The organism is Lentisphaerota bacterium (genome assembly GCA_016873675.1).
Lineage (GTDB): Bacteria > Verrucomicrobiota > Kiritimatiellia > RFP12 > JAAYNR01 > VGWG01.
Genome location: VGWG01000063.1, coordinates 1 through 17548, shown reverse-complemented (window position 1 = coordinate 17548; position 17548 = coordinate 1). Strand labels below are relative to the sequence as shown.

Annotated in this window: 11 protein-coding genes, 3 tRNA genes and 3 rRNA genes; 8 read left to right on the top strand and 9 right to left on the bottom strand. The window is 62.3% G+C overall.

The window, feature by feature from the left end; translation table 11 throughout:
* Positions 1-197: 197 nt before the first annotated feature.
* The 8 genes from FJ222_08605 to FJ222_08570 all read right to left on the bottom strand — a co-directional run bounded on the left by FJ222_08605 (position 198) and on the right by FJ222_08570 (position 8338).
* Positions 198-458 carry a Txe/YoeB family addiction module toxin gene (locus FJ222_08605; GenBank protein MBM4164481.1) on the bottom strand — a complete coding sequence of 87 codons (261 nt, stop codon included), beginning with the start codon at positions 456-458 and terminating at the stop codon, positions 198-200.
* Between the two features lie 2 nt (positions 459-460).
* Positions 461-718: a type II toxin-antitoxin system RelB/DinJ family antitoxin gene (locus tag FJ222_08600; protein ID MBM4164480.1), complete on the bottom strand. Its 258-nt coding sequence runs from the start codon at positions 716-718 to the stop codon at positions 461-463.
* Between the two features lie 588 nt (positions 719-1306).
* Positions 1307-1759 (bottom strand): hypothetical protein, encoded by a 453-nt coding sequence (locus tag FJ222_08595; GenBank protein ID MBM4164479.1) that lies wholly within the window; start codon positions 1757-1759, stop codon positions 1307-1309.
* 57 nt (positions 1760-1816) lie between these two features.
* On the bottom strand, positions 1817-3232 hold the full coding sequence (locus tag FJ222_08590; protein MBM4164478.1) for an alpha-L-fucosidase: 1416 nt from the start codon (positions 3230-3232) through the stop codon (positions 1817-1819).
* Entirely contained in the window at positions 3177-5666 is a 2490-nt protein-coding gene (locus FJ222_08585; GenBank protein ID MBM4164477.1) for a hypothetical protein, read from the bottom strand. Before FJ222_08585 ends, FJ222_08590 begins: the two co-directional genes overlap by 56 nt.
* A complete protein-coding gene (locus FJ222_08580; GenBank protein ID MBM4164476.1) occupies positions 5654-6925 on the bottom strand; it encodes a dihydroorotase in 1272 nt (423 codons plus the stop codon). The genes FJ222_08585 and FJ222_08580 overlap by 13 nt, the downstream gene beginning before the upstream one ends.
* A complete protein-coding gene (locus FJ222_08575) occupies positions 6922-7440 on the bottom strand; it encodes a hypothetical protein (protein MBM4164475.1) in 519 nt (172 codons plus the stop codon). The genes FJ222_08580 and FJ222_08575 overlap by 4 nt, the downstream gene beginning before the upstream one ends.
* Positions 7382-8338 carry a murein L,D-transpeptidase gene (locus FJ222_08570; protein MBM4164474.1) on the bottom strand — a complete coding sequence of 319 codons (957 nt, stop codon included), beginning with the start codon at positions 8336-8338 and terminating at the stop codon, positions 7382-7384. The genes FJ222_08575 and FJ222_08570 overlap by 59 nt, the downstream gene beginning before the upstream one ends.
* A 148-nt stretch (positions 8339-8486) precedes the next feature.
* Between FJ222_08570 and FJ222_08565 the strand changes: the two genes are divergently transcribed.
* Positions 8487-9389, top strand: coding sequence for a hypothetical protein (locus FJ222_08565; protein MBM4164473.1), 903 nt, complete (start codon positions 8487-8489; stop codon positions 9387-9389).
* Positions 9390-9465: 76 nt separating this feature from the next.
* Positions 9466-10476, top strand: a complete 1011-nt coding sequence (locus tag FJ222_08560; GenBank protein MBM4164472.1) for an N-acetylmuramoyl-L-alanine amidase — start codon at positions 9466-9468, stop codon at positions 10474-10476.
* Here the strand turns inward: FJ222_08560 and FJ222_08555 are convergent.
* The gene (locus FJ222_08555; GenBank protein MBM4164471.1) at positions 10473-11540 is read right to left on the bottom strand and encodes a UDP-3-O-acyl-N-acetylglucosamine deacetylase; all 1068 of its coding nucleotides are present in this window, start codon (positions 11538-11540) and stop codon (positions 10473-10475) included. The genes FJ222_08560 and FJ222_08555 overlap by 4 nt on opposite strands.
* Before the next feature lie 98 nt (positions 11541-11638).
* On the opposite strand from FJ222_08555, the gene FJ222_08550 reads away from it, so the two are divergent.
* The 6 genes from FJ222_08550 (at position 11639) to rrf (ending at position 17301) form a co-directional block, all read left to right on the top strand.
* Positions 11639-11728, top strand: a tRNA-Ser gene (locus tag FJ222_08550).
* Positions 11729-12206: 478 nt separating this feature from the next.
* Positions 12207-13771, top strand: a 16S ribosomal RNA gene (locus FJ222_08545).
* Positions 13772-13927: 156 nt separating this feature from the next.
* Positions 13928-14003: transfer RNA gene (locus FJ222_08540), tRNA-Ala, on the top strand.
* A gap of 6 nt (positions 14004-14009) precedes the next feature.
* A tRNA-Ile gene (locus tag FJ222_08535) sits at positions 14010-14086 on the top strand.
* 122 nt (positions 14087-14208) lie between these two features.
* A 23S ribosomal RNA gene (locus FJ222_08530) occupies positions 14209-17126 on the top strand.
* Positions 17127-17185: 59 nt separating this feature from the next.
* Positions 17186-17301 (top strand): 5S ribosomal RNA (rrf, locus tag FJ222_08525).
* Together the 16S, 23S and 5S rRNA genes with 3 tRNA genes alongside form the textbook arrangement of a ribosomal RNA operon.
* Positions 17302-17548: the final 247 nt, after the last annotated feature.

The window sequence follows — 17548 nt, the reverse complement described above, 5'->3', positions numbered from 1 at the left end:
GCGCTCCAAGAGAAAAGCTGAAAAGCTGAAATGCTGAAAAGCTGAAATGGCGCGTTTCTCGTGGACGCGGCGTCACCGCCGGCCTCGGCCGGGTGGTGCGGGAGAGCGACGGGATGCGGGAGAGCGAAGAGGGGTGAACCTCGGCGATCAGGCCGGGGCGCGGCAGCGCCGTCGGCTGCATCGCTTGGTTGGCGTTCTCAATGATCGCCGTAATGCGTGCGGCACTGGGCTATCAAGATCGCGCCGTCCGCTATCCTGTAAACCAAGCGGTCCTTCTCGTTAATGCGGCGACTCCAATAACCGGACACTCCCTTCAACGACTCTGGATTGCCTATCCCATGGTGGCCATTCCGCTCGATATCCTGCAGGAGCGCGTTGATACGCTTCAAAGTCTTCCTGTCCTGCGTCTGCCAATAGAGATAGTCGCCCCAACCTTCATCCGAGAAGACCTTGTTCATGACTAGACCTCGGCAAGTGCGTGCGCCTTTCCGTTCCCCGACTCCAGTTGCCGGATGGATTTCTTCAAGACTTTCTGGTTGGCGGCGGCGTAAAAGGGATCATCGGCGACAATGTCAAAGGGGATTGCCTGCCGAATCAGGACCTGCCGGAGAAACATCCTGACCGCAGTTGTGGTGTCCAACCCTGCCGTCGAGAAGAAGTGGTCAGCGTCCTTCTTGAGTTGGTGGTCCAGACGTACTTGAAGTGTCGTTGTACTCATATCGAGTCCTCTCAGTTGATGATGCAAGCGTACTGCACTTGTATTGCTAATGCAAGCATATCTATTGTCCGATCCAACGTCAAGGCTCTACGGCGACAGAAGAGAAAGCTGAAATGCTGAAAACTGAAAGCTGAAAAGGCGCGTTTCTCGTGGACGCGGCGTCCCCGCCGCGTGAAAACGCTGAAATGATGAAAATGCGCTCCCCCTCCGCCGCGCCCCCGCGCCCGCATGGACCCCAGACGGCCGGATCACCCGCGACGCCTTCCTCAACGCACCCACCGGTCGCTTCTACGACACCCTCGCGCTCCAAGAGAAAAGCCAGCCGCGCGGCTGCGCCGCGAATGATCGAGGGGGTAACTTTATCCGCAGATTGCGCAGATTGCCGCAGATTGAATGACTATCTGCGAAAATCTGCGCAATCTGCGGACAACAACGTCAAGTTATGGACGAGCGATAAACGCCTGGATCCATGCGCCTGCGGCGCGGCGGCATGCCTGTGCGTGTACGCGCGCAGACAGGGGGCGCCACCCACACACACCCACACACCCCTGTCCCCAGCCGATTACGGGGCGGGCGGCCGCAGACGCCTCATTTCATCGCGCTGATGCGCCGCTTCGCCTCCCCGGCTTTCAGGGCGGAGGCGGCCACGAAGGCCTTCAGCGTGGGCGCGCGCATCTTGAGCGGCCCCTCCTTGTTCTCGTAGAGGTAGACCCACTTCGGGGTCACGCCGAGCAGCTTGGCGAAGGCGGCCGGGGCGAGGTCCAGCCGGTTCCGCAGGCCGCGGACGTTCCGCGAGGTGATCCGCATCCGGGCATCGGACGCAGCGGGTTCCGGCTGGCACGGCTGGGCGGCCTGCATTTTGGAAAGAACCCCGTTCACCCGGCGCAGTTCCGTCTCCAGAGCGGCCATCCGCCGCTTCACGTCGGCAAGGGTTTTGCGGGCAGCGATGGAAGGCTTGCGCACGGGGTCAACCGCCGCCTTGGCCTCCTTGCGGGCGAGGCGGACAATCTCGGACTTCAGGCATGAAACAAGATTTGACATAAACATCTCCTTTTTTCTATTGTCAGCCAGCCGTCGGATTTAAGCAAGCGAATATTTTCACTGGATATCGGACTGACACGGATCGTACGGCGGGTGCGCAACCCCGGGGATGCGCATGCCTCCGGTCAGATAAAGCTCCGGGACGTCGCGACAGACAAACTTAAGCACCGTGCACACCGGATCGGGAGCCGCCTCGGGCAAATCGGTGACGATCACTTTGTCACCCTGCTGGGTAAACGTGACGGGTTTTCCGGAGTGCAGGAGGCTCACCTGTTCGACGACCGTGTTGAAGCCGGCCACAACGAGACGGGGGCCCGGCCAATAACGGACCAGGTGGTAAAGGGTCTGCCCCTTGCGGGTAAACGACGAGGTAAAGGTGCCCTGGTGCGACCACTCGCTACTGGGCGTTCTGCGATCCATCAGGCCCCACGTGAACAGGTCCGTATCGCGAATCGCCTCGCCGTTCCGGTCGAGCCAGCGTCCGATCCGCTCCAGGATTTCCGCCGACGCTTCCGGCACCGATCCGTCAGCCCGGGGTCCGATGTTCAGCAGCAGGTTGCCGCAAGCCGCAGCGGCAGAGCCCAGCATGCTGACCACCTCGTCGGGGCCCTTCCAGTGGTGATCCCCACGATGGTAGCTCCAGTGATCGTTGAGGGTGATGCACCCCTCCCACGGGCGCCAGGGCGTGGGCGCTGACATGTGCCCCTCCGGGGTTCCAAAGTCACCCGGAAGCCCGTTGCGGCCATTGAAGAGAATCTGCGGCTGAATCTTCCGGATCATGGCATTCATCTTCTCCGCCTGCCACTGCGCCGCGCTGAACGGCCACCACCCGTCATACCACAGGACGTCAATCGGGTTGAAGCGGGTCACCAGCTCCTTGAGGCGCGCGAAGGTATTGCCGATGAATGCCTCGTAGGCATCCGGGCTCTCCAGCGCATCAACGGCGTCCGGCTGGTCCGTCCAGTTGTTCAGGCTGTGGTAGAGCATGACGCGCAACCCGTGCTTCCGGGCCGCCGCAACAAACTCCGCCACCAGGTCGCGCCCGGCATAGCGCATGGCGTTGAAGTCCGACAGCGCTGTATCGTATAGGCGAAACCCATCGTGATGCATGGTGGTGAGCGCGGCATACCGCATGCCCGCGCGCACCGCCAGTTCGCAGATCTGGTCGGCATCAAAATTCACCGGGTTGAACTGCTGCGCGAGCGCCTGCATTTCCTCGCGGCTCAAGCGCTCCCGGTTCATCACCCATTCCCCGCGCTCCGGAATGCTGTAGAGTCCGTAGTGCACAAACAGCCCGAACCGCGCCTTGACAAACCAATCCATCTGCTTCGCATACATGACGTTCTGCTCCTGGATGATACCTGATTTCTCTCTTGCGAACACCCGGGATCGGGTTTTGCAGGAGCCTCTCCTGACCTTACATCGGCGCATCGGGGCCGATCGGCATGGACTGGTCGCCAACCTGTACCGCATCGCCCGAGAGCACCAGCGTCTCGGCCACAATCACCTTGAACCCGTGCGGATCGAGGACCGTGCAGCGGACCAGGGCCGAGCGCCCGCGGTCCAGCTCCTGGAGCCACGTCTCATCCGGCAGATTGAGCCGGACCATCGCCCGGCGGCCGGGTGGACAGGCGACCTTCACATCCGTGAAGGGCCGGATACACGTCATCCAGATACTCGACAGGGCGAACTGGAAGCGCAGCGTGCACTGCGAGAGATCGATGCTGTTGAACTGGTTCTCGATCTCGAAGTTGATGTCACGCTGCCCCTTCTGCCACGCCAGCCGCTTGGGGAACTGCACGGGGCTGTAGGCCACGCGCATCGCCCAGAAGAACGGCTTGGGCGTCAAATCCGCGCACATCACCCCCCAGTCGTTGTCCTCGGCCAGCCGCATCCACCCCCACGGGTTGTCCTCGGAGCGGACGGAAACGGATGCGCAGATCCACGGGAAAAATGTCCCGCCGAGGCAGGTGGGCTCGCTGCGCATGAACCCCCACTCGCGTTCCAGACGATCCTGGAAGACCTGCAGCGTGTTCTTTCCCGAGAAGAGCGGCTCCGGCACGTCGTCAATGATGCTGGCGTACGGCGAGTTGAGCAGATCCGGCATCATGTTAAACAGGCCCCACTCGGAGCTGAACCAGACGCCGCTCCAGCCCCGCGCCAGCGCCTGCTTGCGCGTGCAGATATCGAGTTCCCCCTCCCAACTGCGGGGATTTTCGAAGCGCCCGGCCGCGATGAACCCCTTGGGGATCTGGAACGTGTAGTGGGTGTCGGCAATGTCGCCCACGCGCAGCTCGAAGACCCCCTTGATCTTGTTGGCCGGCCCCGGCGGAGGGAACATCGTCGGCCGGGTGGGGTCGAGGAGCTTGCAGAACCGGTCGTAGATGCGCAGGTGGTTCCAGCCATCCTCCGCCACGGCGGCGCGCTCCGGAATATTCTCGTTACCCACGCTCCAGACCACCAGCGACGGATGATGCCGGTCGCGGCGGACGCCGCTTTCGATACGCAGCAGCGCCGGGCCGACCCACTCGGGATCATGAATGTAATGGGTGCCCCAGTCGATCGGCAGCTCCTGCATCAGGTAGAAGCCCATCTCGTCGCACAGGTCGCTCAAGTCGCGCGGACCGAGATAGTGCGTCCGGATGCAGTTGACGTTCGCTTTCTTCATCATCGACAGGCAGCGGCGCAGCCACTCCTTCGGCGTATGCATTCCGTGCTCGGGATGGAACGTGAGGTGATTGACGCCGCGGAATTTGATGAACGAGCCGTTGAGGCGCGGCCCGCTCGGCGAGAGGTCCAGCCGGCGGAAGCCGGTGCGATAGGTGATCGTCTGGTCGTCCTGGCCCGGCACGCGCAGCGCGATCCGGACGGTATAGAGGTTCGGCGCCTCGTCGTTCCAGAGCTTGGGCGTGGCGACAGCCAGCTTGATCGCCGCTTCGGCGCGCCCCGCAGGCCGCACGGTGACGGCCTTCGCCGCCTGGGCCACGACCGCGCCCTGGTCGTCAATCAGTTCCACGGTGAGCGCCGCCCGGGCCGCCCCCCCATGGCTGCGCACCACCACCGTCCCCACCACCGTTCCCTTGTCGAACGTCTTGCCGAGCGCGCTGATCAGGTGATAGTCGTCCACCATGACCGGCTCCACGGTGAACAGGCAGGCCGGCTGGGCCAGGCCGGCAAACTCCAGCGAGTGCCGCACCATGTCCATCTTCAGAAACTTATGCTTGCGCAGCAGGCGCACGGCAACGAGCGCCTCGGTGCCCGGCGCCACCTTGCGGGTGATGTCAAACTCCACCGGTGTCAGGCCGCTGAGGTGCTCCCCGAGCAGTTCCCCGTTCAGATAGATCCGCCCCGCCGGATAGATCGCGTCAAACCGCAGGATGACCCGCTTGCCGCGCCACTCGGCGGGAATCCGCACGCGTCGGCGGATGACGGCGCCATCCTCGTTGTGGAGGTGCTCCATGGTGATTCGGTTCCAGTTCGCCGGGAACGGCTTCCCGTCGGCCTCCGGATCGCCATAGAGCACTTTGCCGGGCTGCAGAACGGTTTCCCAGGTCGTGTCCGGGCACGGCGCGGAGACCAGCGTGGCTTCGGGCTTCGCAAACGGCCAGCGCGCCACCTGCCACGCGCCATCCAGGCTCAAGGCGCACCCGTCCGGACACGGGGTCTGCTTGACCGGCGTGATCGGCGTGCTCTGGCCGTTGACGAAACGCATCGTCGTGGCCTTGACCGCCGTGAGTTGCAGATCCATAATTTTCGTGCCGTCCACAATCATGACAAACCTCTTTTCCTGCGATTCCAGCGGACATACCACGGCCGACGCAACGGCGCCAAGCCCCGGAGAGAAGCGGAAAGTATCGCAGCCTTCCAGCAGGCATGCAACCCAATTTAAGTCGGTTACACCGCCCATCCGCGGCTGATGGCGAGGACGGCGCGGCCGACGAGGGTCTGCCCGGCGAAGGGGCAGTTGCGAGAGCGGGAACGGAACTGTTCCGGTTCGACGCGCCAGGGCGTGGTGAGGTCGAGCAGAGCGAGATCCGCGATGGCTCCCGGCGCGAGGGATGGAACGGGCAGCCGGAGAATGGACGCAGGGCCGGTGGTCCAGCGCGCGATGAAGTCCCGGAGGGGCATCCCGAGACCGGCGACCAGGGTGGTGTAGGTTGCGCCGAGCGCGGTTTCGAGTCCGATAACCCCGAACGATGCCTGCAAAAAGCCATGCGCCTTTGTGGCGGGGGTGTGCGGCGCATGATCGGTGGCGATGGCGGCGATGACGCCATCCCGGACCCCTTCGCGCAACGCGGCGACATCGGCCCGGTCGCCGAGCGGCGGGTTCATGCAGAAATGACCGTCGTCGTCGGCGATGTCCTCGGCGGCGAGGGCGAGATGGTGGGGGGACGCCTCGGCCGATACGGGCAAGCCTTCGGCCTGCGCTGCGCGGATGAGCGCGACGGAGCCGGCGCAGGAGAGATGTTGAATATGGATGGGGCAGCCGGTCTCGCGGCAGAGGCGGATGTCGCGGGCGACGGCGTCGATCTCAGCCTCGGGGGGGAAGATCGGCAGGCGGAGGCGCCGCGCGAGGGGGCAGTCTCGGATGACGCCCGCGCGGGCGATGGACGCCACCACGGCGTGATCCATCACAACGCGGTTGAGCGGCCGGATGCGGCGCATGGCCTCGGCCATGACGGCGTCATCGGCGACCATGGCGCCGTCGTCGGTGAACGCCGACGCGCCGGCAGCGGCGAGCGCCTCCAGATCGGCTGGCGCACGGCCTGCGCGGCCGCGGGTGATGCAGGCTGAGGGTCGCACGGTCACCGGCAAGCCGGGATCGGATTGATACCGGATACACGCGGGCGTATCGCAGGCAGGCGCGGTATTGGGCATCGTCACCACGGTGGTGAATCCGCCGGCCGCCGCGGCCGCCGCGCCGCTGGCGAGGGTCTCGGCGGCGGGCGCGCCCGGATCGCGGAAATGGACGTGGAGGTCCCACAGGCCGGGCGTGGCCACCCGGCCGCGGCCATCGATGTGACGCGTGTTGGCCGGGAGGGTCGCCGGAACCGCCGCGAACCGGCCATCGGCTATGAAGAGATCGCCGATCTCGTCTCGTCCGGACGCCGGGTCAATGATTCGGGCGGAAACGATCAGCAGGGGCTGGAGTGGTGTGGCTTTCATGCAATATGGCGTTGGATGAAGTGTTCGCGGATGTAGACGATGGCGTCATCGAGCGCGGGGAGAATCTTGGTGCAGAAGCGCACCATCCAAGGCGAGCATTCCTTGAAGGGGATGGGGGAGAAAGCGACGATGAACTTGCCGAGGTCGTGGGCCGCATAGAAGACCTCCATCGATGTGCCGATCGAGGCGCGGTTGTAGTTGACCAGCAGGAGGTCTGCGTCGCGCACGTCCTGCAGATCGAACTCGACGATCTCGTTGGCGCTGTCGAACTCGCGGTCCTGGAAATCGCGGCGCATGGGGTCGAGCAGCACGAAGGCGTCGGACAGGCGCTCCTGGGCCCGCTCACGCCACGTGCGGGCGGCTTGGAGATGTTCGTCCATGATGGGTCCGCTGAGGTAGATCTTTTTGCGGGAGGAAACGACGGGTTGGCTCATGTGGGATCTCGTTCTTAACGGGCTACTCCTCGACCAGGATAGGTGTGCCGACGTCCACCATCTGCAGCAGTTTGACCGCATTCCAGTTGGCCAGACGAAAACACCCTTTGGATTCGGCACGGCCGATGTTCTCGGGGATCGGCGTTCCGTGGATGCCGTATCCCTGGAGGGAGAGTCCGATCCAAGCCAGACCGACCGGGTTGTTGGGGCCGGGGGGGATGATCAGCTTGACCGTGTTCTCGCCGCCCGGTTCGAAAAGCTGGGGGTCGTAGGTGTAATTGGGATTGGGGGCGACCGTGCGCACGGTGAGGACACCATCGGGGCGGTGGCTTTTATTGCGGGCGATGGAGCAGGGAAAGAGGGCGATCAGATCGCCGTTGGTATTGTAGACGGCGATCTCCGTGCGCCCCAAGGTGATCCGTATCGAGCCTGCCCGCTGCGGTTTCTCGTGGGAACAGTCGGGCAGCACGATCTCGGTGCCTGCGGGCGGATTGGGCCATGCCACCTCGGGATTCAGCCGCTCCAGCGCGCGCTGCGACAGGTGTCCCTTCTCGGCCAGCATTTCCTGCAGGGTCACGAAGCGGAGCGCCGGCAGCCTGGCCCGCTCCTCCCAGTCATCGGGAAACGGGCCGAGGTTGGCGGCATCCTCCTCGGTCACCGTATAGCGGGTGAGCACAGGAACCCCCCCGCCGAGCGCTTCGAGAACGGCGGCGTCGGGAATACCGGTCGCCGGGAGGCCGTTGAGCAACTGCCAGGTCTGGAGCGCAATCTCGGTCCGCGGCCCCCAGATTCCGTCGATGCAGTTGCAGGAGAGGTGCTGGCGGTCGAGCAGCACCTGCAGTTCCAGAATGTCGCGATGAAAGCCCGTGTGATAGTCGACAAAACGCTCGGGTGCTGATTGAGCCCGGACACCGTCCGCGCCGACGATCAGACCGACCAGACAGGCGAGGACAAGACGTGCTTGATGGGACGACATCATGCGTAACACCACAAGGACAAAGGGGGCGCGGGAAACCGACGCCACGTGCTGGCAACCGAAAACGTGGGTACGGTAGCATGATTGATCGGACGTTGTCAAACGCGCGAAAATACTGGGCAACCGTCCCGCAAAAAGCTACACTGACCCCATGACAAAAAAACAGGCGATTCCGACGGTTACGGTCAACGGACAGGTCATTCCGCCAGCAGCGATCGAATACGAGTTCGGCAGGCTGATCCGGTTTTATGCTCAGCACATGCCCGAGGAGCAGGTTCGGGCCCAGGCCCCGGTGCTCCAGCAGCGGGCGGTGGATCAGGCGATTGGCGCCAAGCTCCTCTTCGACCAGGCGGCGAAGCTCGACCTGGTGGTGACCGACGCCGATGCCGACGAAAAGTATCAGGAGGTTTCCGAGCAGGTGGGCGGCGCAGAGAAGCTCGCGGAGGCGCTCGCCAAACAGGGGCTTTCGGAGGTCGAATTCCGTGCGCAGCTCATGCGCGGGCAGCGTGTGGAGAAGTTGATCGCGAAGGTCACGGCGGGCGTTCCCGATCCCCGGGAGGCCGATATCAGCGCCCATTTCAGCGCCCACAAGAACGAATACAAGCGGGAGATGCGTGTGCGGGCGCAACACATTCTGGTGAAACCGAAGAACGACAGCCCAAAAGCAAAATTCGATGCCATTGCCAAACTGAATGAGATTCGGGCTCGGGTCACTGGCGGCGCCGATTTTGGCGAGGAGGCGGGGGCCCACTCCGACTGCCCGAGCGGCAAGGCGGACGGCGGCAGCCTCGGCTGGTTTAGCCGCGGCATGATGGTGCCGGAGTTCGACACCGCCGTGTTCTCCATGAAGGTCGGCGAATTGAGCGAGGTGATCGAAACGCCGTTCGGTTTCCACCTCATCTGCAAGAACGACGAAGAGCAGGCGGTCGAGGCCTCCTTTGACGACGTGCGCGAGTCGATCCGTGACTTCCTGCGCCACACCGCCCGCGGCGAGGTGGTCGCGGCCTATGTCGCCGACCTGCGCGAAAAAGCAACCGTGACGATCAACGCCTAGCGGAGGCGAGTCAGACGTGTACGAAGAGGGGACGGAATTATCCGCCGTTTCCTCCCGCCCGCACACTGCGTGTTTCATGAGTTTTATCCACACTCTCTGTTCGGTTCTCAGTTCGGTTGGCATGGGCGCGGCCTGCTGTCTGTTCGTGACGGCGTGCGCCTCGCTCCCGCCGCAGTCGCCGGGCACGCCTCCGCCCGCCGGACTAACCGGCTGGGTGCCGCTGGCCGATGTGGCCCGGCGGGTTCAGTCGCCTGCCGCTGGTTGGCGGGTGTCGGTGGAGGGCGCGACGCTGAAGACCCCGAGCCACACGATCCGGCTGGTTTCCGGCAGTCGCTGCATGGAGATCGATGGCGCGCTGGTCTGGCTCAATGCAGCCCCGGTCGCCCATCCAGCGGGGTCGGCCAACCTCTACCTCTCGCCAGCAGACGTCCGGGATCTTGAAGCCCTGCACACGCCGGTGGACAAGCGGCTGCCGCAAACCCCCCGACGGCGGTATCTGACGGTCATGCTCGACCCCGGCCACGGCGGCGAGGATCGGGGTGCCGTGAGCGCGGGGGCAAGTCAGGAGGAGAAAGAACTGACGCTGGATCTGGCGCGCCGCGTCGCCGCTGGCCTTGCGCGCGCGCCGGTGCATGTGATGTTCACGCGCGATGATGATTCGGGCCTGCCGCTGGATCTCCGGGTCACACGCGCCGCAAACGCCAAGGCCGACTGCCTGGTGAGCATCCACGCGAATGCCGCGCCCAATCGGAATGCCACCGGCGTTGAGACCTACCTCGTTCCCGCGGCAGGTTTCCCCTCCACCAGTGGCGGCACCGCAGAAGCGGTGGTACCCGGGAACGCGTTTGCCGACGCCAACTTCGCTCTGGCCTTTTCGGTGCACAGTCAACTGGCCAAACTCGGACGTCCCGACCGTGGCATCAAACGGGCCCGCTATCACGTGCTGCGCAACGCGCCCTGCCCGGCGATTCTGGTCGAAGTGGGCTTTCTCTCCAACGCCGGCGAGGCGCGCTGGCTCGGAACCAACAGCCATCGTCAGCGTCTCGCCGACGCGATCAGTGCCGGTATCCGAGCCTATGCCGACTAGCAGGTCGTCAGCAGATCATGCAGGTAGAGGAGCGTCATCAGACGGCAATCCAGCGTATGACCGGCGCGGTAGGAGACGACGGTCCCGGCCAGCCGGCCGGAGTCGATGAGCGCCAGTGCCGCGAGCAGGTCGAGTGTGGCTCGGTGCCACACGGGCTCGAGCGAACGGCCGTCGGGCTGGAGCAGGTGCGGCTCGTTCCAATACCGTTTCCGGCCGTGGATCAGGATGTTCCGGTTCGTGTAGCCCAGATTCCGCGTGTCGGCGAACAGCAGGCCGACGGTGTAGGCGAGGACCCGCTGCGATTGGGACGCATTGGTGCGCGCGAACGCGCCGGTGCGGAAGGTTGCGGGGGTCAGGTCATAGACCAGGCGCTGCTTGCCGATCACCGAGGCAAAATCGATCGCGCAGTCCAGGCGCAGCCGGCGAACCCCTTTCTCGGCGGGCAGGATCGTGATGAAATCCCCCCGGTCGCCACCGATGGTGACCGGCTCCTTCACCGTCACGTAGCGGGCCGGCTCGTCCAATTCGACGATCCCCGCCCGTTCGACCGCCTCCACCAGGTCCAGGCTGCTGCGGTCAAACAGCGGCGGATCGCCCGATCCGGTCTCGACGACCACGTCATCGACCCCCAGCCCCAGTCGCAGCGCGACGATGTGCTCGACCATGCGCAGGTAGTTGTGCGGTGAGCCGCTGCGCAAGACGATGTTCCGCTGGCTCGTCCAGATGTTGCAGGGCGAGACGCCAACGTTCAGTTGCTCATCCAGATCGGTACGCCGGATCCACCAGCCCGGATGCCGCCCCGGGGCGAAAGTCAGCGTTCGCATCGCCCGCCGCGTAAACGTGCCGGGTCCGGAGACCGACTCGCGCCGGCCGAGGGTCGTCCGCCGCGGCGAGTACCCGGTGTCACCGGCGCACAAGGCAACGTGATCAATCGCCTGGGCATGGAATCGCTCAACGGCCGCCTGCACCCGCTGGGGATCGCCGGCCAATATCCGCCCGATGGGATAGGTAAAAGACATGAGATTCAACCTCTTCTGCCTGCGTAACGTAAAACTTTCAATCATGATAGCTAATCAGCGCCCGGGATGAAAGGGCTTTTCGCGCGGTCCACCTTTGCCTTGACGCCACAGGGGCTATACGCTATTTTAACGGCGCTTTCTGAGGAGGGGTGGCAGAGCCTGGTTGAATGCACATGACTCGAAATCATGCGTGCCGCAAGGTACCGGGGGTTCGAATCCCTCCCCCTCCGCCACTCAAAAGCCCTGAAAATACGGGGTTTCTGACATTAAACCGGCGTCTATTCGCACGGCTGGGGGCAATCCCCTGATTTCAGAAGCGAGTACACGGAATAGGGGCCCGCTCGCCGCGAAGGCGCCCAAATCCAAAAACAGCAAAAATCCCCAATAAAACGGGCCTCTTTCGAGAGGTTCTCGGCCATCCAAAAAAATATTTTCAGAACGGTGTTGACACCAAACGGCCCATGGTGTAAATTGTCGGTCCTTTCGCTGCACAAGGGCGGGCGCCGCGAGGCGGTTGTTTATGTGCGCGAGAGGGGCTGAACGGGCGATGCCTCGCCCCACGGCACACGATCTTTGATAACCGAATGTTCAGCCTAACAAGAACCCTTCGATTCAGAAGGGATGCGACTTTGGAATGCTTGTGCCGGGGAGACCCGGAGATGAAAAAGCAAAAAACACTCCGGCATGCCAGTGCCGCAGTGCGAGATTTACATTGAGAGTTTGATTCTGGCTCAGAACGAACGCTGGCAGCGTGGATTAGGCATGCAAGTCGAACGGGATCGCTTGAGTAGCAATACGAGGGCGTGAGAGTGGCGGAAGGGCGAGTAATGCGCGAGCAACCTGCCCCTTTGCCTGGAATAACCCTTGGAAACGAGGGCTAAAGCCGGATGAGGCGCTGGGGGGCATCCCCCGGTTGTCAAACGCGGGGACCGCAAGGCCCGTGGCAGAGGGATGGGCTCACGTGACATCAGCTAGTTGGTGGGGTAACGGCTCACCAAGGCTTACGTCTAGCTGGTCTGAGAGGACGACCAGCCGCACTGGGACTGAGACACTGCCCAGACTCCTACGGGAGGCTGCAGTCGAGGATCATTCGCAATGGGCGCAAGCCTGACGATGCGACGCTGCGTGGAGGATGAAGGCCCTCGGGTCGTAAACTCCTGTCATGGGGGAAAAAGATGCCTGCGGTAACATCAACGGTATCGGATTGTACCCCAAGAGGAAGCCACGGCTAACTCTGTGCCAGCAGCCGCGGTAATACAGAGGTGGCGAGCGTTGTTCGGATTTACTGGGCGTAAAGGGCGCGTAGGCGGCGGCGTATGCCGGGTGTGAAATCCGTGGGCTCAACCCACGAAGTGCGCCCGGAACTGCGTCGCTCGAGGTCGGGAGGGGAGAGCGGAATGCAGGGTGTAGCGGTGAAATGCGTTGATATCCTGCAGAACACCGGTGGCGAAGGCGGCTCTCTGGAACGATTCTGACGCTGAGGCGCGAAAGCTGGGGGAGCAAACAGGATTAGATACCCTGGTAGTCCCAGCCTTAAACGGTGCACACTTGGCGTGGCGGGATTTCACCCCCGCCGTGCCGCAGCGAACGCGTTAAGTGTGCCGCCTGGGGAGTACGGCCGCAAGGCTAAAACTCAAAGAAATTGACGGGGGCCCGCACAAGCGGAGGAGCATGTGGCTTAATTCGATGCAACGCGAAGAACCTTACCCGGGTTTGACATGCAGCTGCACGGCCTATGAAAGTAGGCTTCCTTCGAGGGTGCTGCACAGGTGCTGCATGGCTGTCGTCAGTTCGTGCCGTGAGGTGTTTGGTTAAGTCCAGTAACGAACGCAACCCCTGTGTCCTGTTGCCAGCGCGTAATGGCGGGAACTCAGGACAGACTGCCCGTTCACACGGGAGGAAGGTGGGGATGACGTCAAGTCAGTATGGCCCTTACATCCGGGGCTGCACACGTGCTACAATGGCCGGCACAAAGGGACGCAATACCGCGAGGTGGAGCAAACCCCCAGAACCGGCCCCAGTTCGGATTGCGGTCTGCAACCCGACCGCATGAAGTTGGATTCGCTAGTAACGGCGCATCAGCTACGGCGCCGTGAATACGTTCCCGGGCCTTGTACACACCGCCCGTCACATCATGAAAGCCGTCTGCACCCGAAGCTGGAATCTGAACCCGCAAGGGACGGATCCGTCTAAGGTGTGGGTGGTGATTGGGATGAAGTCGTAACAAGGTAACCGTTGGGGAACCAGCGGTTGGATCACCTCCTTTCTAAGGAGCAGCCCGCGCGGCAACGCGAGGGGCTACGGTGAAATCCGTGTTTTCCGATAACGGAACAGGTGTTTCGGGGTCGCATCCCTTTTGGACCGAACAGGCTCTGCTTAGGCAAATCATGAACATTCGGGCGCGTCGGACGCAACGGCGCGTGCCCCAGACCGGGGGCGTAGCTCAGTTGGTAGAGCGCCAGCTTTGCAAGCTGGATGCCGCCGGTTCGAACCCGGCCGCCTCCACCACGCGACGGGCGTGTAGCTCAGTTGGTTAGAGCGCGTCCCTGATAAGGACGAGGTCCCTGGTTCGACTCCAGGCACGCCCACCAATCCAGTGGGCGGGCCGATGGGAGAAAGAGCCTGACGCATTTTCCGTGCGGCGACGCACGGTACGATCTTTGACAATTTGGACAGTTTGGGAATAAGATTGCAACGTATACCGAGAGAGTCAATCTCAGGGCAAGCGTATACGGGCGCACGACGGATGCCTTGGCACCAGCAGGCGATGAAGGACGCGGTAAGCTGCGATAAGCCACGGGGAGCGGCAAACACGCTTTGATCCGTGGGTTTCCGAATGGGGCAACCCCGCACCTTTCATAGGGTGTGACCCCGCGCTGAATACAATAGGCGCGGTGGAGCGATACCCGGGGAAGTGAAACATCTCAGTACCCGGAGGAAAAGAAATCAAACGAGATTCCGCAAGTAGTGGCGAGCGAACGCGGATCAGCCCAAACCAGGGAGCTTGCTCCCTGGGGTTGTGGGACCGTCACAACGACGCAAGCAGCGGCAGGGGAACGGCCTGGAAAGGCCGGCCACAGGGGGTGATAGCCCCGTACCCGAAGCCCCGGCTGCGTCAGACGGTATCCCGAGTAAGGCGGGGCACGTGAAACCCTGCCTGAATCTGGGGGGCCCACCCTCCAAGGCTAAATACTCGCTGGTGACCGATAGTGAACGAGTACCGTGAGGGAAAGGTGAAAAGAACCCCGTGAGGGGAGTGAAACAGACCTGAAATCGTGCGCCCACAAGCTATGGGAGCGCCGCAAGGCGTAACCGTTTGCCTTTTGCATAATGAGTCCGCGAGTCACCCTGTGCGGCAAGGCCGATCCCGAGAGGGAACAGCCGCAGCGAAAGCGAGCGCGAAACGCGCGACCAGTCGCACGGGGTGGACCCGAAGCCCATGTGAGCTACCCCAGAGCAGGCTGAAGTCCCCGTAACAGGGGATGGAGGGCCGAACGAGTGACCGTTGAAAAGGTCTTCGATGACTTTGGGGTTGGAGTGAAAGGCTTATCAAACTGGGTGATAGCTGGTTCTCCTCGAAATGTATTGAGGTACAGCCTCCCGTAATGCGTCGCGCGGGGGTAGAGCACTGATTGGTCTAGGGCCCCTACCGGGGTACCGAAGCCTGTCAAACTCCGAATACCGCGCGTATGTCAACGGGGGAGTGAGGCCGTGGGGGCTAAGCTTCATGGCCGAAAGGGAAACAGCCCAGATCGCCGTCTAAGGCCCCTAAAGGTGGCTCAGTCACTAAGGATGTGAGGTTTCGTAGACAGCCAGGATGTTGGCTTAGAGGCAGCCATCATTTAAACAGTGCGTAACAGCTGACTGGTCGAGAGATCTTGCGCCGAAAATGATCGGGAGTCAAGCCACCTGCCGAAGACGCGGGACGCCGAAAGGCGTCGGTAGAGGAGCGTGCCGCGACGGGTTGAAGCGGAAGCGGAAGCGACCGTGGACTGCGCGGCAGTGATTATGCGGACATGAGTAACGAAAAGATGGGTGGAAATCCCATCCGCCGGAATCCCAAGGTTTCCCGGGGTAGGTTCGTCCGCCCGGGGTCAGTCGGGACCTAAGTCGAGGCCGAAAGGCGTAGACGACGGACACACGGTTAACATTCCGTGACCGGTAGCTCGAGTTATCCGATGGGGATGGCGGAAGGCTAATGATTAGGGCTGATGGATGCCCTTCGAAGCGCACAGGGCGCCAGGCAGGAAAATCCGCCTGGCACAAGCCAGATGCGTTAGGTAGGTTGGAGCAATCCAGCCAAGTTCATGACGTCAAGCCGACAAGAAAAACCCCTAAGGTTGAGCTACCGCCCGTACCAAAACCGACACAGGTGGGAGGGTACTAACATACCCAGGCGCGCGAGAGAACCCTCGTTAAGGAACTCGGCACACTAGCCCCGTAACTTAGGGAGAAGGGGTCCCCCGCAAGGGGGCACAGTAAACGGGCCCATGCGACTGTTTAACAAAAACACAGCACTCTGCCAACCTGCAAGGGGACGTATAGAGTGTGACACGTGACCAATGCGGAAAGGTCAAGGCAAGGGGTTAGCCGCAAGGCGAAGCTCCGAACCAAAGCCCCCGTGAATGTCGGCCGTAACTATAACGGTCCTAAGGTAGCGAAATTCCTTGTCGGGTAAGTTCCGACCTGCACGAATCGTGTAACGATATGGGCGCTGTCTCAACGAGGATCTCGGTGAAGTTGTAATGCCGGTGAAAATGCCGGATTCCCGCAGAAGGACGGAAAGACCCTGTGAACCTTTACTGTATTCTGGCACTGTCGCCTGTTCGTGCATGTGTAGCATAGCCGGGAGCCTGCGAAGCCGCCGCGTTAGCGGTGGTGGAGGCACCAGTGAAATACCGGTCTTGCGCGGGCGGTCGTCTAACGTCGAGCCGTCATCCGGCCGACGGACAACGCCAGAGGGTCAGTTTGACTGGGGCGGTTTCCTCCCAAAGAGTAACGGAGGAGTTCGAAGGTCACCTCAGCACGGTCAGCAATCGTGCGAAGAGCGCAAGGGCAGAAGGTGGCTTAACTGCGAGACCGACAGGTCGAGCAGATGCGAAAGCAGGACCTAGTGATCCGGCGGTAGCTCGTGGCAGCGCCGTCGCTCAACGGATAAAAGGTACTCCGGGGATAACAGGCTGATCGCCGCCGAGAGTCCATATCGACGCGGCGGTTTGGCACCTCGATGTCGGCTCATCGCATCCTGGGGCTGGAGAAGGTCCCAAGGGTTTGGCTGTTCGCCAATTAAAGCGGTACGCGAGCTGGGTTCAGAACGTCGTGAGACAGTTCGGTCCTTATCCTCTGCGGGCGCAGGCGGTTTGAGGAGGGCATTCCCTAGTACGAGAGGACCGGGAATGACGCACCTCTGGTGTTCCGGTTGTCGCGCCAGCGGCATCGCCGGGTAGCTATGTGCGGAACGGATAAGCGCTGAAAGCATCTAAGCGCCAAGCCATCTCCAAGACAAGACCGCCCTCTGGCTTCGGCCAGACTAAAGGCGGGTTGAAGACTACGACCTTGATAGGCCGGAGGTGTAAGCGCAGTAATGCGTTGAGCTGACCGGTACTAATACGCCGAGTGGTTTGCCCTTTTTTACACGACACCTCGATGTATGACGCAATCGAAAAAACCCAAACTGTCCATTCTTTTTTCCCGGCGGCCAGAGAGATGAGGTAACACCCGTTCCCATTCCGAACACGGAAGTGAAGAGCATCTTCGGCGAGGGTACTGCGGGGTTAGCCCGTGGGAGAGTAGCGCGCCGCCGGGACTTTTTTTTTCCAGCCCGGGTTGTGTCCCAAACACACCCCGGGCTTTTTCTTTTTTCCAATTGATCCTCTTACCAGCCCCCGCAAAGAGGTTTTTTCAAAAGCCTCACACGAGCGTCCGTCGTCCAAATTAATCCGCGTCCTGAGTCCGGCGTCCTGCGTCCGAAATGGAATCCGGAAATGCGCGAAGCGGCGCTATGTGTGTGAAATCGTCCTCCGTAATCGTCGCCCGTAATCGTCCACCGACCG

What these genes read in the sequence shown, in the direction of transcription:
- FJ222_08605 (MBM4164481.1), bottom strand. Translation starts at nt 458, where the DNA reads ATGAACAAGGTCTTCTCGGATGAAGGTTGGGGCGACTATCTCTATTGG.
- FJ222_08600 (MBM4164480.1), bottom strand. Translation starts at nt 718, where the DNA reads ATGAGTACAACGACACTTCAAGTACGTCTGGACCACCAACTCAAGAAG.
- FJ222_08595 (MBM4164479.1), bottom strand. Translation starts at nt 1,759, where the DNA reads ATGTCAAATCTTGTTTCATGCCTGAAGTCCGAGATTGTCCGCCTCGCC.
- FJ222_08590 (MBM4164478.1), bottom strand. Translation starts at nt 3,232, where the DNA reads ATGCGGTACAGGTTGGCGACCAGTCCATGCCGATCGGCCCCGATGCGC.
- FJ222_08585 (MBM4164477.1), bottom strand. Translation starts at nt 5,666, where the DNA reads ATGGGCGGTGTAACCGACTTAAATTGGGTTGCATGCCTGCTGGAAGGC.
- FJ222_08580 (MBM4164476.1), bottom strand. Translation starts at nt 6,925, where the DNA reads ATGAAAGCCACACCACTCCAGCCCCTGCTGATCGTTTCCGCCCGAATC.
- FJ222_08575 (MBM4164475.1), bottom strand. Translation starts at nt 7,440, where the DNA reads ATGCGGTCAAACTGCTGCAGATGGTGGACGTCGGCACACCTATCCTGG.
- FJ222_08570 (MBM4164474.1), bottom strand. Translation starts at nt 8,338, where the DNA reads ATGATGTCGTCCCATCAAGCACGTCTTGTCCTCGCCTGTCTGGTCGGT.
- FJ222_08565 (MBM4164473.1), top strand. Translation starts at nt 8,487, where the DNA reads ATGACAAAAAAACAGGCGATTCCGACGGTTACGGTCAACGGACAGGTC.
- FJ222_08560 (MBM4164472.1), top strand. Translation starts at nt 9,466, where the DNA reads ATGAGTTTTATCCACACTCTCTGTTCGGTTCTCAGTTCGGTTGGCATG.
- FJ222_08555 (MBM4164471.1), bottom strand. Translation starts at nt 11,540, where the DNA reads ATGATTGAAAGTTTTACGTTACGCAGGCAGAAGAGGTTGAATCTCATG.